Here is a 12,179-nt window from a genome sequence, read left to right on the forward strand (position 1 = left end):
ACGGCAAGGTGGTCACCGCCTCGGGCCTGGCGCCGATCACCTTGGCCGAGGCCAAGACCGCCGCAGCCGCCGCCGAGGCCGAGGCGCGCAAGCAGGGCTGGTCGATGGTCATCGTCGTGGTCGAGCCCAGCGGGGCTCTGGTGCTGAGCGAAAAGTTGGACGGCGCTCAATATGGCTCCAACGACGTGGCCCGCCGCAAGGCCGAGACCAGCGCCAACTTCCGTCGCCCGACCTCGTACTTCCAGGAGGCGGTGAAGGGCGGCACGCTGAACGCCATTTTCACCGGCGCCCTGGCCATCGACGGCGGCGAGCTGCTGATCGTCGACGGCAAGATCGTCGGGGCTATTGGGGTCTCGGGCGGCTCCGGCGCTCAGGACGGCCTGGTGGCGCGGGTGGCGGCGGCGGCGCTGAAGTAGCGCCTCGTGATTGGGGACAGACGCATGCGCCTGTCCCCGGCCGATGCTCAATCGGCGAACTCTCCGGCGAACATCGCCACATATTCGTCGTGCTTGGCGCCCATCTCCGGTGCGACAAGCCGGCCGATCGCCGCGCTGAAGGTGATCGGCGCCAGGCCCGAGGCGGTGACCACCTTGCCGTCGGTCACCGCCCTGGCGCTGTCGACATAGGCCTCGATCCCGGCATAGCCCGGCGCGTGGCCGGCCAGCCATTCCGCGCCGTTGGAGGTGTGGGCCTTGCCCGCCAGCAGCCCGGCCCGCGCCATGGCGACGGTCGCGCCGCAGATCGCGCCGACGATCTTGCCGTCGGCGTGGACCTGGCGCAGCAGGCTGTTGAAAGCCTCGTCGCCATAGCCGGGCCAGGCGTCCGAACCGATCAACAGGAAGACGTCGGCGTCGGCCAGCACCGGATCGGCGAACTTGTAGTCCGCGGCCGCCAGCACCCCGCCGATCGAGGTCTGCGGCTCGCCGTCCGGCGTGGCGATCTCGACCTGCACCCCGCAATATTCGCGCAGATAGGCCAACACCGACCCGGCCTCCCAGTCGGCCCAGCCCGGTTGCAGGAAAGCGACGGCGACGGTCATGGCGGAATCCTTCAGCGGCTGCGGCGCGAACGCGGCGAACGATCTTATGCTCCGACGCGCCGGCCTTTGTCAGCAAGCGCTTGCCCCCTACCGCTACGCCCGCCGAGCCCCTAGATTGCTGGTCATGACCGATACAGCCCAACTCTCCGCCACCGGTTTCGATCTGACCCCGCCGACCGAGCCCGAGCGCCAGCGCCTGGAGGCCGACCTGACGGCCGAGGAAGCCCGCGTGCTGCTGCACCACGGCACCGAGGCCCCGTTCTGCGGCGGCCTGCTGGGCGAGAAGAGCCCCGGCGTCTATTGCTGCCGCGAGTGCGGCCTGCCCCTGTTCGAATACAAGACCAAGTTCGAGAGCGGCACCGGCTGGCCCAGCTTCTACGCCCCGTTCGACGAGACCCACGTCAAGGAGGTGCGCGACACCTCCTACGGCATGCTGCGCATCGAGACCCTGTGCGCCCGTTGCGACAGCCACCAGGGCCACGTCTTCCCGGACGGCCCCGCCCCGACGCGGCTCCGCTACTGCATCAATTCGGTGTCGCTGCAGTTCGTGAAGGCCGGCGACCCCCTACCCGACCCGCTGCATCGCGGCGACAGGATCGCCGGCTAGGGCCATCGATTTCATGGCGGAGCGCCGACGACGGATCGGCGCTCCGCCATGGATCAGGTCCCGACCGTCTCGCGCGACCTGGCGGTCGCGCCCAGGCCATTGCCGATCGCCTGGGCGTAATCGGCCGGCGTGGGCTGGCCGCCGCCCGACGCCTCGGTCGACCAGATGCTGCTGCTGTTCCACAGGAAGCCGCCGGTGACTCCCGTCCCGGCGAAGCCCGCGAAGGTCTGCTGCATCTGCCCGGGTCCGAAGCCGTCGGCGCCCAGGACCGCAAAGCCCGGCACGATGAAGGCGTCGGGGTCGGACACGCCCGTGGCGCCCGCCGACTGGACGGCTTGAGCCCAGTCGATAGGCGAGTTGCCGGTCCCGCCCGCATAGCACTGCAGGTTCATCCACCGGACGACCTGCTGCTGGCCGTTCCGGGCGTAGACGTCGACCAGGCAGTCGGTCCAGAAACTGGGCGCCGTGTACGGGCAATAGGTGGCGTAGAGGCCCAGCGAACCGACGTCGAGCGTCAGGGTCACGATCATGGACCGCTCGCTGTCGGTGTAACCGTCCTCGGACTCGAAGTCGAAGTCGACGCCGGCTACGCCGAAGGCCGAGACCAAGGCGCTCAGGTTGGTCTTCACCTGTTCGCGGGCGTCCAGCCAGGCCGTGAAGTCGCTGGTGGTCCCCCAGGCGCCGACCGAGACGATCAGGTCCCTGACGCTGCCGCCGCCGGTCATCAGCGCCTGCACCAGGGTCGGGAAATCCGGATTCACCCCGCTCTTGCCGTCGGTGGCGTACTTGATCTCGCCGCCGCTCACGAACAGCGTGTCGTTGAGATAGAAGTCGCCGCCCGGGTGGATGTGGATCGACCACAGGATGACCGTGGTGATCCCGGCGTTCAATTGGGACGCCTGCTCCGTGTAGGGCACCAGCGGGGTGGGATAGCCGTCCTGGAACAGACCGCTGCCGTAGATGGCGATGGGATAGGCCGACATGGCAATGCCTCCAGCTCGGAATGAGCGGCGGCACGTTAGCTCAAAATGAAACTTAAGAGCGCATCTGCAGATCACTATCGCGAGAGGGCGCGACCGCGGCGGCGGCGAAGGCGACGCTTCTAGCGCGCCACCACGTTGCCGCCCTCGGTGACCACGGGGTTGCTGTAGGTCAGGTAGCCGCGCTCGACCATGCGCCGCATGGCCTCGTAGACGGCGGCCAACTCCTCGTAGGCGGTGCGCAGGATCGCCAGCCGCGCCGTCTGTTCGGGGGTGATCGCCGCCCCGCCCTCGCTCATGGCCACGGCCTGCGCCACCCAACGGGCCCGGGCCGTGGCGGTGGCCACCGCCAGGCGCTGGAACTTGCCGGCGTCGCTCTTGCCGACCACCTGGGCGATCACGGCGGTGTTGGAGGCGAAGGTCGTATAGTCGATCTGCTCCAACTGCCCGCGCAGGCGGCGCTGGGTTTGGGGATCGGTGTCCTGTGGCTCGAAATGATCGTGGCCGCGTCGAAAGCTGGATGTCACGGTCGAGGACATGACGGTCTTCCCTAACCTCCGCCTTGCTTGCGGATTGTGGATAACTTGCGCTCACCGTCTTAACGGCCGATTGAGAAGCGTCAGCAGGGTTAATCGGCGCCCTTGCGGCTTGATGAAGGATTCCAGCCGCCTACCCCTCGCCGCTATCCAACGGCGACAGCCAATAGTCGCGGTTCGCCATGGGGTCGCAACCCTTCTGCATCCAGGTCGGCAGCGTCCAGCCCCGGCGTCATCGCCGTGACAAGCCCCGGCCCCTGAAACGCTGTTTCAAGCCTCGTTAAAACCCCATTCAAGGCGCTTTCAATGATCTTCCACCGAGTCGGGATCTAGCCTGATGACCGCCGTTTTAATCCCCAGCAACCTGATCCCGATCGCCCGCACCAACGCCGACTGGGCGATGGACATTGCCTTCGCCGGCGAACCGGACTGGGTCGGCAGCCAGGTATCGGTGATTTTCGCCCGCCAGGGCCTACCCGGACATGCGTTCGAGGCGACGATCGGCGACGGCCTGTTGGAGCCGACCGCCGACCTGGCCGTCGCCCTGCGTATTCCTCAAGCGACCTGGGAAGAGGCTCCACCGGCCAGCTATTCCGTCCAGGTCCGTCGCCTGAAGGCCGGCGCGATCGACGACGCGGCCGCCTTCGTGGTGGACCTGCAGAAGGGGCTGAGCGGCCTGCTCGATGGTCCGGGGTCAGCCCCGATCCTGTCAGGAGCGGGCGAGTTGGTCGGAAACGTCGTCGTCAATAGGGTCGGGTCTGTCCAAGTGGTGCGCGGCGCCGGCACGCAGGACCCGGCCGGCCCCGCTTGGCCACCGGGCCTGATCGTCGCTCCCACCGAGCCGGAACTGCCGACCGGCGAACAGGCCCTGTGGCTGCAAAGCGGCCTGGGCCCGGATGGCGACCAGTATGGCCTCTTTCTAGTGACTGGAGACTGACATGACCGCGCAATCCCTACTGGCCGGTCTGTCGACCGAGGAAAAGCAGGACATCATCATCGCCGCGATCACGGCCTTGGCGGCCGAGGAGACCCTGGCCGCCCTTCTTGCCAAGCTGAAGGGCTTCAGCGTGGCCGACCCGGGCTTTGTGATCCAGGTCGATAACGACGGCGTGCCGATTGATCCGAGCGCACCGGTGCCGGTCTACAGCGCTCGGTCAACCTATGTTGACCGCTCGGGGGTGATCGCGGTGGGCGGCACAGCCCAGCCCGCCGTCGCCGCCGGCCTGATCACGCGCGGCGCGGTGTTCCAGAACCGCTCACCGCTCTACCTTTACCTCCACGTTGGCGGCCTGGCGTCAGCCTCGGTGGCGGCCAACGCCGGGTCGCTTGAGGTCCCGCCTGGCGGGATCGTCAACTTCACAACCCCGCCCGATGGCGAGCTGTCGGTCTACGGCGCGCTGACCGGGCAAGCCTTCACGCTCTGGACTTGCTGAGGCCGGCCATGATCGACATCCGCAATGCACCGATCAAGAATTCCGACACCTCGACCTGGCCCATCGGGACCTGGTTGTTCCCGGCGCACATCAGCGGCTTTGCTGTGACGACGCCCGCCTCCGCTGTAGCTGGCCTCTATCCCGTCGTGGTCCCGGTCAAGGCGCACGTCACGGCGTTGGCGGTCTACCTGAAAACCTTGTCGGCCGGCGGCGCGATCCAGTTGGGCCTGTACGCTGACAACAACGGCTCACCGGCGGGCGGCCAACTCCTGGCTGAGACGGCGGAGATAGACTGTTCCACCGGCTCCGGCTCGCTGAAGAGCGCCGCCATCGACGTGATCTTGCCGCCCGGCCTTTACTGGCTGTGCAGCAACAACAAGGTGGCCGGCCCGATCTTCGAGCGGATCAGTTCGGCGGGGGTCAACAAGGGCGCGTTCTTCACCACGGACACCACCCTGCCCTTCGGAAGCGGGATGCGCGGATATGTCTCCGCCGGGATCGCCTATGGCCCGCTGCCGGCGGTGTGTCCGGCCGTCCTCCCGGATAACGGGTCGGCCAACATCTTTCCGATCGTACGCATGGGTAACGCGGCGTGAACCGGCTCCGTGTCCGGCGGTGGGATGTTGCCGACCTGACGCGGACGTTCCAGCGGCATGCCCGGCTGGCGCCGGCCGACCTGGCCTTGCTGGACGCCTTCGTCGCAAGCCAGCAGGCGGTGCTCGCCAAGCAAGACCTGGTTTACATCACGGCGTTTAACGGTCAGTCGGCCTTCGGTCTCAACTTGATCGACCCGACCCGTTTCACCCTTTACCCCGTCGGCAGCCCCATCCTTGAGCCTGGCCTTGGGATGCGCGCCGCCAGCCAAGACGATTTGTGGGGGACCGGGTTCGTGCCTAGCCGCGACTCGGTCAAGGCGACCCTGCACGACTCTGAAGAGGGCATCTTCGTCCTGACCAACGATTTCCTGCAGGGCAACGGCTCGCCGATTGAGTGCGGCATGCCGGAGACCCTTATCAAGGCGCTGGAGGTCAACGTCCTGACCGGCACGCCCGGCGCGGTCGGCGGGCGGATCAACCGTGTAGCGACGATCCGCAGCGCGGGCGGGGTGAGGACCACGGCTGTCGGCCTCACCAGCCTTTCCCGCACGGGGGTCAACGTGTCGCGGATCTATCGCAACGGGGTGAACATCGGCGGCGGCGGCGGGGCCTCGCAGGGCTTGGGGGACACCGAAATCGCTCTGGGCGGGGCATTCAACAATATGGGCTGGTCGAACCGGCGGTTCGGCTTCTTCCACTTCGGGGCCAGCCTGACCGACGCCGAACGCCTGTCATGTTACAGCGCTGTAGCGGCGTTACTGGCGGGCCTAGGGGCTTATGATCCGGCGTCGGCGGAAGGCCCCCCCTACGTGCCGGTTCCGCCTGACCCCTACGCGCCCTCGGCCGACAAGGTTTGGACGGCCGCCTACGTGGGTACGCCGCTCGACCTGACCGGCTACGCCCTGACCTTCGAAGACAACTTCAACGACACCAGCGGCATCACGATCGACGGCGGCGCGGGGCCATGGCGGGCTCCGGTCCATGGCCGGGTTGGCGCGGCCGAGTTCGGGCTGCCGACAGACGACCCGTCGCCTTTTTCGGTGACCGACGGCGTGCTCGACCTGAAGATCCAGCAGACCGCCGGCGTCTGGTCGGCGGCCCACATGCAGACGATTTCCGGCGACGGCGTCGGGTTCGCCCAGTCGCTCGGCTACTTCGAGGCCAGGATGAACATCCCGCCTGGCCAGTTGGGGTGCTGGGCGGCGTTCTGGCTTTACAGCGCCGACACCTACCGCGATCAGTCGGTGACCAAGGCCGAGATCGACGTGATCGAGTACTACCCCGGCCAGAACGCCAACGGCCATCACGCCGCGCTCCACCTAAGACCAGCGGCCGCCTATCAAGTCGGGGAGGTTTCCCAGCACTGGTACAAGTCCGTATACACCCGGCGGCTCGACCTGGGGGCGGGCGGCTGGCACACCCACGGCGCGTTGCTGACCTCCGAATGGATCATCGTGTACATGGACGGCCTGGAACTGAGCCGCTTTCCGATGGTCCCAGAATTCTCGGTCCCGATGTACATCCTGCTCAGCAATCAGTTCCTCTCGGCCGAGCAGGGCGTGGCCACCAGTCCGGTGCACACCTACGTTGACTATGTCCGTGTCTACGCCAAGACACCTTAGCCAGGGTGGCGAACGAAAGAGGGCGAGCCAAGAGAGGCCAGCCCTTCATTTTCGAAAGCACTGCGAAACCATCTGTCTGACGCTGCGAAACCAAATGTCGCGCTACACTTCGCCATGGGTCCCTCCCTCTCTCTAAGAGAGAGGGTTTTGGTGCGCGATCCGACGTCCGCTATGGGTCGAAAGCGTAAGCCGGTGCAGCGCCCATCCCGCCCTACCCTAGCGCCTTCCACCCGAACGCCAGCAGCGGCCGCGCGTCGGCCACGAAGTCGGCGATGAGTTCCGGCAGCTCGTCCCCGCCGATCTCGGCCCCGGTCAAAGGACGTCTCACCAGCCAGCGGGTGCGCTTGAGCGCCGCCTCCAGCGGGTCGCCCGCATGCTCCTCAAAACCCTTGGGCATGCGCTTGGTCGGCTCGCCGGGTTCGAGCGGCAGGCCCTTGGCGGCCAAGGCCTTCTCGACCGCCAGCCAGCCCTTGGGATCGGCGGCGACGGCCCGGCGGAAGGCGTCGATGTGCGGGCGTTCGGTCAGATAGAAGCCCGCCGCCGCGAACGGTCCGGTCCCGGCGTAGCTGTCGGCGGCGACCGCCTGGGCCGACGGCAGGGTCGAGGGATCCAGCGGGTCGATGGTTTCCGGGTCGAAGGCCGGCGCCGGCCCGCCCTCGGGCTCGATGTGCACATAGACCAGGCCCGGCGACAGCTTCTGGCCGTCCCGCGTCAGGGTGGCCGAAACGTGGGTCTTGTAGGGCCGCTTGTCCTTGGAGAACCGCACGTCGCGATGGATGCGGAACACGCTCTTCTTCGGGTCGCCCGCCAGCGGCAAGTCGCGCGCCGCCAGCGCTCCGTTCAGGGCATCGATCAAGGCCGACAGGGTGGGCTTGAGGCACTCGTCATAGACGGCGCGGTGGGCGGTGAACCACTCGCGGTCGTTATGGGCGGCCAGGCCAGTGAGAAAGGCCAGATCGGCGGCGGCGAAGCCGGGAAAGGATGGACGAGTCATGGCGCGAGGCTAGACCACAAACGCGCCGGCTGTCCCTGCTGACACCCGCTGTCAGCAAGGCGCTCTGATGTGAACATATGGAGAACAAACTGTCTTGCGCCTGTCGCTTTCAGGGTCGATGGTCCCGCTTGGAAAGCCCACCCCACCCCAGGAGCATCATCATGACCGTTCAAGAGATCGCCGCCGACCTCGTGGCCCTGTGCAAGGCCGGCAAGTTCGACGAGGCCGGCGAGAAATACTGGGCCGACGACGTGGTCAGCATCGAGGCCATGCCCGGTGACATGGCCCGGATCGCCGGCAAGGCCGCCGTGCGCGGCAAGGGCGAATGGTGGGCCGCCAACCACGAGGTCCACGCCTCCGAGGTCACCGGCCCGTACATCAACGGGGACCAGTTCGTGGTCGGCTTCAAGATGGACCTGACGCCCAAGGCCACCGGCGAGCGCACCACCATGGACGAGGTCGGCCTCTACACGATCAAGGACGGCAAAATCGCCGAGGAGCGGTTCTTCTACTGAGGCGCCGCGCCCTCGGACGGGGACACACACTCATTCAAAGACTTCGCCAGGACGAGGCAGGCCTTGCCGTGAGTGTGTGTCCCCCGCCCGATCACAGCTGCATGAACGGCACGAAGCCGCCGAAGATCATGCGCTTGGTGTCGAAGGGCATGTCCGCCATGTCCTGCTGCAGGCGGGGATCGGCCATGACCTTGGCGACGATCTCGTCGCGCGAGGCCTTGTCCTTGTAGACGATCCACGAGAACGCCACGGTCTCGTCGTCGGTCGCCTGGACCGCGCGCGGGAACGAGGTCAGCTCTCCGTAGGGCACGTCGTCGCCCAGGCATTCGACATAGGACAGCGCGCCGTATTCCATCCAGACCTGGCCCGCCAGTTGGGCCACCTTCTTGTAGGCCTCGACATTGGCCTTGGGGATCGCGAGCACGAAACCGTCGACATAGGACATGGCGTCCTCCTCTGCTGTGTTGTGAACAGAGGACGCTCGAAGGCGCGGCGTTCCGACAGGACCCGACGAAAATCGCGAGGGCCGCGCGAGGCTCAGGCCGAAAGCACCGCGGAAACCGGCCGGCGCAAGGACCGCGGCATGGCCGGCCCTTCGCCAAAGCGGACAACCAGATCGGGCCGCCGGTCGGGCGCGCCCAGCCAGGCGGCGAGACGCGCGCGCGTGGGCCGATCCTCGACGGGCTGGTTGAGGAAGGCCAGCTTCAGGCCCCGCGCGGTGGCGGTCAGGGCGAAACGGGTGAAGGCGCGGCCGACGGCGATCCATCCCGCAGGGTCATCGGAGGGGCCGGTGAACACCGCCGCTCCGGCGGTGTGGGCCATCTGACGGGCGATCTTGTCGGCCTCCCCCCGGGGCGTGAACGCCAGGTCGAACATCCGCGAGCCCAACCAGCGCGGCAGGGCTGGATTGCCGGAGCTGGGCGAGAATAGCCCGTCTCGCCGGGCCAGGGCCTCGGTCTCGTCGAAGCGAAGCCACTCCGCCAGCTCGCGGCGGAAGGCCGGATCGCTCACCTGGGCGTCGTCGCCGTCCACGATCAGCGAGGTCAGGGCGCCCAGGCGGGAGCGATCGGTGATCAGGCTCAGCGCCACCTCCGGTCCGACGCTGGCCGCCAGGGCGCGCAGGGTCGCGGCGGCGACGGGGCTTGGATCGTAGTCCGCCCGGGTGGAGGCGCGATGGGCGATGGCCGCGAACAGGGGATCGGCGGCGAGGCGGCGCGGCGACAGCGCGACGGACACGCCCTCGGCGGGACCGAGAAACCGCGCCTCTCCAGTCCAACCATAGCCGGTGGCGGCGTGCAGAAGAGTCTCGGCCGCGCAGCCGAGGCTGACGAACAGGTGGTGGTCGTCTGGATCGACCACCGGGGTGCGCCGCGACAGGTCCGGCCGGATGACCAGCTCCCGCCCGCGCGACAGGAAGCGCCAGGGCTGGGTGTTGTGACCACTCGCCGCCAGGGTCGCGGCCTTGACGAGCGCCGCGACCTGCAGGCCCGCGACTTCGGCCGGCGGAAGCGTCCAGGTGGAGGCGACGGCTTGCGCGTAGGTCGCCCCTCGGGGCGCGCAGCCCGCCGCGCCGACGAGGGGGAGCGCGCTCAGCAAGGCGCGACGCGTGGTCATCGGGAAAACCTCCAGGGGCTTTCACGCTGCGAGCGAACGCCTAGCCCGGCCTTGAGGCGTATCAAGGCCGGGCTGGATTTCCCTATTCCGTCTTCAGATAGATCTCGGACCCCCGCTCACGGAACTTGTCGCTCATCTCGGCCATGCCCTGCTCGATCGAGTTCGGCGCCATGCCGGCCGCGAACTCGCGGACTTCCTGGCTGATCTTCATCGAGCAGAACTTGGGACCGCACATCGAGCAGAAGTGCGCGGTCTTGTGCGCCTCCTTGGGCAGGGTCTCGTCGTGGAAGGCCCGGGCGGTCTCGGGGTCCAGGCCCAGATTGAACTGGTCCTCCCAGCGGAACTCGAACCGCGCCCGGCTGATGGCGTCATCCCACATGGCCGCGCCGGGGTGACCCTTGGCGAGATCGGCGGCGTGGGCGGCCAGCTTGTAGGTGATGACGCCGGTTTTCACGTCGTCGCGGTCGGGCAGGCCCAGATGCTCCTTGGGCGTGACGTAGCAGAGCATGGCCGTGCCGAACCAGCCGATCATCGCCGCCCCGATCGCGCTGGTGATGTGGTCGTAGCCAGGGGCGATGTCGGTGGTCAACGGGCCCAAGGTGTAGAAGGGGGCCTCGTGACAGTGCTTCAGCTGCTCATCCATGTTGGCCTTGATCTTGTGCATGGCCACGTGGCCCGGCCCTTCGATCATCACCTGCACGCCGTGCTTCCAGGCCACCTTGGTCAGTTCGCCCAGGGTGCGCAGCTCGGCGAACTGGGCCTCGTCGTTGGCGTCGGCGGTCGAGCCCGGACGCAGGCCGTCGCCCAGCGAGAACGACACGTCGTAGGCGCGCATGATCTCGCAAATCTCTTCGAACCGCTCGTAGAGGAAGTTCTCCTTGTGATGCGCCAGGCACCACTTGGCCATGATCGAGCCGCCCCGCGAGACGATGCCCGTGACGCGTTTCGCCGTAAGAGGGATGAACGGGAGACGCACGCCGGCGTGGATGGTGAAGTAGTCCACCCCCTGCTCGGCCTGCTCGATCAGGGTGTCGCGGAAGACCTCCCAGTTCAGGTCCTCGGCCACGCCGTTGACCTTTTCCAGCGCCTGATAGATCGGCACCGTGCCGATCGGCACCGGGCTGTTGCGGATGATCCAGTCGCGGATGTTGTGGATGTTGCGGCCGGTCGACAGGTCCATGACCGTGTCGGCGCCCCAGCGCGTGGCCCAGACCAGCTTGTCGACCTCGTCGGCGACCGTCGACAGCACCGCCGAATTGCCGATGTTGGCGTTGATCTTGACCAGGAAGTTGCGGCCGATCGCCATCGGCTCCAGCTCGCCGTGGTTGATGTTGGCCGGAATGATGGCCCGGCCGCGCGCCACTTCCTGGCGGACGAATTCGGGGGTCACGAAGTCGGGGATGCTGGCGCCGAAGTCCTCGCCGTCGCGGATGCACGGGCGATCCTGCTCGCGGCGCAGGTTCTCGCGGATGGCGACATATTCCATCTCGGCGGTGATGATCCCGGCGCGGGCGTATTCCAGCTGGGTGACCAGCTTGCCCTGGGCGCCCTTGAAGATCGGGCGCTTGGCGGTGAACTGCGGAGCCAGGTGCTTGCCCTGGGCGAAGCCGTTGTCCTCGGGCTTCACCTCGCGGGGATTGGCCACCGGTTCGACGTCGCCGCGGGCCACGACCCACGGTTCGCGCACGCGCTGCAGGCCCTGCTCGATGTCGATCTTGGCGTGGGGATCGGTATAGGGGCCCGACGGATCGTAGATCGTGACCGGCGGCTCGTTGGCCGACGGGTGGACCTCGACCTCGCGGAACGGCACCCGGATGTCGGGAAACAGCGAGCCGGCCTGGTAGACCTTGCGCGAACCGGGCCGTTCGCCGGTCGGGATCGCGCCAATGGCGTCTTTGATGGGCAGTTGAACGTTCATTTCGGGCGCTCCTCAAGCGTTAAGGAGACCCGGACGTGTCGCGCTAAGTCGGTTTACGGACGGGGATTTCAGACCTCCGACCGCGTTCCCTCCCTTCGCCGGCATGACCCGGATCAGGTTCGACGGGTCAGGGCCAAAGCCCAATCTCAGCCGCGCGAAGCGGCCCCCCGGTGAACGGGGGGACACTAGGCGCACTGACGCGTGGGTCAAGCGTCGCCGCGATGCCCCCCGTTAGTCGGTATTGGCGCACCGTGAGTGGCCTCGTCCTTCGACAAGCTCAGGATGAGGACCATTTACAGGCTGAGGCGGTTGAAAAACCTCATCC

Annotated in this window: 14 protein-coding genes and 1 riboswitch; of the genes, 7 read left to right on the top strand and 7 right to left on the bottom strand. The window is 67.4% G+C overall.

Annotation, left to right across the window (positions count from 1 at the left end):
• Positions 1 to 416 (top strand): GlcG/HbpS family heme-binding protein (locus tag WAL33_RS08870; protein ID WP_422180525.1); only part of this gene is annotated, 416 nt, incomplete at its 5' end.
• Between the two features lie 47 nt (positions 417 to 463).
• Here the strand turns inward: WAL33_RS08870 and WAL33_RS08875 are convergent.
• A complete protein-coding gene (locus tag WAL33_RS08875; RefSeq protein ID WP_422180527.1) occupies positions 464 to 1,039 on the bottom strand; it encodes a DJ-1/PfpI family protein in 576 nt (191 codons plus the stop codon).
• A 124-nt stretch (positions 1,040 to 1,163) separates the two neighbouring features.
• On the opposite strand from WAL33_RS08875, the gene msrB reads away from it, so the two are divergent.
• Positions 1,164 to 1,646 (top strand): peptide-methionine (R)-S-oxide reductase MsrB, encoded by a 483-nt coding sequence (gene msrB / locus WAL33_RS08880; RefSeq protein WP_422180529.1) that lies wholly within the window; start codon positions 1,164 to 1,166, stop codon positions 1,644 to 1,646.
• Between the two features lie 53 nt (positions 1,647 to 1,699).
• Here the strand turns inward: msrB and WAL33_RS08885 are convergent, their stop codons facing one another.
• Both WAL33_RS08885 and WAL33_RS08890 read right to left on the bottom strand, forming a co-directional pair.
• Positions 1,700 to 2,629 (bottom strand): hypothetical protein, encoded by a 930-nt coding sequence (locus WAL33_RS08885; protein WP_422180531.1) that lies wholly within the window; start codon positions 2,627 to 2,629, stop codon positions 1,700 to 1,702.
• A gap of 119 nt (positions 2,630 to 2,748) precedes the next feature.
• Positions 2,749 to 3,165 carry a hypothetical protein gene (locus WAL33_RS08890; RefSeq protein ID WP_422180533.1) on the bottom strand — a complete coding sequence of 139 codons (417 nt, stop codon included), beginning with the start codon at positions 3,163 to 3,165 and terminating at the stop codon, positions 2,749 to 2,751.
• Between the two features lie 334 nt (positions 3,166 to 3,499).
• Between WAL33_RS08890 and WAL33_RS08895 the strand changes: the two genes are divergently transcribed.
• The 4 genes from WAL33_RS08895 to WAL33_RS08910 are packed head-to-tail and all read left to right on the top strand — an operon-like array spanning position 3,500 to position 6,813.
• Positions 3,500 to 4,099 carry a hypothetical protein gene (locus WAL33_RS08895; protein WP_422180535.1) on the top strand — a complete coding sequence of 200 codons (600 nt, stop codon included), beginning with the start codon at positions 3,500 to 3,502 and terminating at the stop codon, positions 4,097 to 4,099.
• A 1-nt stretch (position 4,100) separates the two neighbouring features.
• Positions 4,101 to 4,595: a hypothetical protein gene (locus tag WAL33_RS08900; protein WP_422180537.1), complete on the top strand. Its 495-nt coding sequence runs from the start codon at positions 4,101 to 4,103 to the stop codon at positions 4,593 to 4,595.
• Between the two features lie 8 nt (positions 4,596 to 4,603).
• Positions 4,604 to 5,191, top strand: a complete 588-nt coding sequence (locus WAL33_RS08905) for a hypothetical protein (RefSeq protein ID WP_422180539.1) — start codon at positions 4,604 to 4,606, stop codon at positions 5,189 to 5,191.
• Positions 5,188 to 6,813, top strand: a complete 1,626-nt coding sequence (locus WAL33_RS08910; RefSeq protein ID WP_422180541.1) for a glycoside hydrolase family 16 protein — start codon at positions 5,188 to 5,190, stop codon at positions 6,811 to 6,813. Before WAL33_RS08905 ends, WAL33_RS08910 begins: the two co-directional genes overlap by 4 nt.
• Before the next feature lie 211 nt (positions 6,814 to 7,024).
• Here the strand turns inward: WAL33_RS08910 and WAL33_RS08915 are convergent, their stop codons facing one another.
• Positions 7,025 to 7,807 carry a DUF2461 domain-containing protein gene (locus tag WAL33_RS08915; protein WP_422180543.1) on the bottom strand — a complete coding sequence of 261 codons (783 nt, stop codon included), beginning with the start codon at positions 7,805 to 7,807 and terminating at the stop codon, positions 7,025 to 7,027.
• A gap of 161 nt (positions 7,808 to 7,968) precedes the next feature.
• Between WAL33_RS08915 and WAL33_RS08920 the strand changes: the two genes are divergently transcribed.
• The gene (locus WAL33_RS08920) at positions 7,969 to 8,322 is read left to right on the top strand and encodes a SnoaL-like domain-containing protein (protein ID WP_422180545.1); all 354 of its coding nucleotides are present in this window, start codon (positions 7,969 to 7,971) and stop codon (positions 8,320 to 8,322) included.
• A gap of 91 nt (positions 8,323 to 8,413) precedes the next feature.
• Here WAL33_RS08920 and WAL33_RS08925 read toward each other — a convergent pair whose 3' ends face one another.
• The 3 genes from WAL33_RS08925 to thiC all read right to left on the bottom strand — a co-directional run bounded on the left by WAL33_RS08925 (position 8,414) and on the right by thiC (position 11,854).
• On the bottom strand, positions 8,414 to 8,767 hold the full coding sequence (locus WAL33_RS08925; protein ID WP_422180547.1) for a DUF1428 domain-containing protein: 354 nt from the start codon (positions 8,765 to 8,767) through the stop codon (positions 8,414 to 8,416).
• A gap of 92 nt (positions 8,768 to 8,859) precedes the next feature.
• Positions 8,860 to 9,936 (bottom strand): Acg family FMN-binding oxidoreductase, encoded by a 1,077-nt coding sequence (locus tag WAL33_RS08930; protein WP_422180548.1) that lies wholly within the window; start codon positions 9,934 to 9,936, stop codon positions 8,860 to 8,862.
• An 82-nt stretch (positions 9,937 to 10,018) separates the two neighbouring features.
• A complete protein-coding gene (gene thiC / locus WAL33_RS08935; RefSeq protein ID WP_422180550.1) occupies positions 10,019 to 11,854 on the bottom strand; it encodes a phosphomethylpyrimidine synthase ThiC in 1,836 nt (611 codons plus the stop codon).
• Between the two features lie 73 nt (positions 11,855 to 11,927).
• Positions 11,928 to 12,034, bottom strand: a riboswitch (TPP riboswitch).
• Positions 12,035 to 12,179 lie beyond the last annotated feature (145 nt).

The sequence above is a fragment of the Caulobacter sp. genome (assembly GCF_049283275.1).
In the GTDB taxonomy this organism is placed as follows: Bacteria; Pseudomonadota; Alphaproteobacteria; order Caulobacterales; family Caulobacteraceae; genus Caulobacter.

Excerpts from the sequence above, each read along its gene's own strand:
- WAL33_RS08875 (WP_422180527.1), bottom strand. The coding sequence starts at position 1,039 with ATGACCGTCGCCGTCGCTTTCCTGCAACCGGGCTGGGCCGACTGGGAG.
- msrB (WP_422180529.1), top strand. The coding sequence starts at position 1,164 with ATGACCGATACAGCCCAACTCTCCGCCACCGGTTTCGATCTGACCCCG.
- WAL33_RS08885 (WP_422180531.1), bottom strand. The coding sequence starts at position 2,629 with ATGTCGGCCTATCCCATCGCCATCTACGGCAGCGGTCTGTTCCAGGAC.
- WAL33_RS08890 (WP_422180533.1), bottom strand. The coding sequence starts at position 3,165 with ATGTCCTCGACCGTGACATCCAGCTTTCGACGCGGCCACGATCATTTC.
- WAL33_RS08895 (WP_422180535.1), top strand. The coding sequence starts at position 3,500 with ATGACCGCCGTTTTAATCCCCAGCAACCTGATCCCGATCGCCCGCACC.
- WAL33_RS08900 (WP_422180537.1), top strand. The coding sequence starts at position 4,101 with ATGACCGCGCAATCCCTACTGGCCGGTCTGTCGACCGAGGAAAAGCAG.
- WAL33_RS08905 (WP_422180539.1), top strand. The coding sequence starts at position 4,604 with ATGATCGACATCCGCAATGCACCGATCAAGAATTCCGACACCTCGACC.
- WAL33_RS08915 (WP_422180543.1), bottom strand. The coding sequence starts at position 7,807 with ATGACTCGTCCATCCTTTCCCGGCTTCGCCGCCGCCGATCTGGCCTTT.
- WAL33_RS08920 (WP_422180545.1), top strand. The coding sequence starts at position 7,969 with ATGACCGTTCAAGAGATCGCCGCCGACCTCGTGGCCCTGTGCAAGGCC.
- WAL33_RS08925 (WP_422180547.1), bottom strand. The coding sequence starts at position 8,767 with ATGTCCTATGTCGACGGTTTCGTGCTCGCGATCCCCAAGGCCAATGTC.
- WAL33_RS08930 (WP_422180548.1), bottom strand. The coding sequence starts at position 9,936 with ATGACCACGCGTCGCGCCTTGCTGAGCGCGCTCCCCCTCGTCGGCGCG.
- thiC (WP_422180550.1), bottom strand. The coding sequence starts at position 11,854 with ATGAACGTTCAACTGCCCATCAAAGACGCCATTGGCGCGATCCCGACC.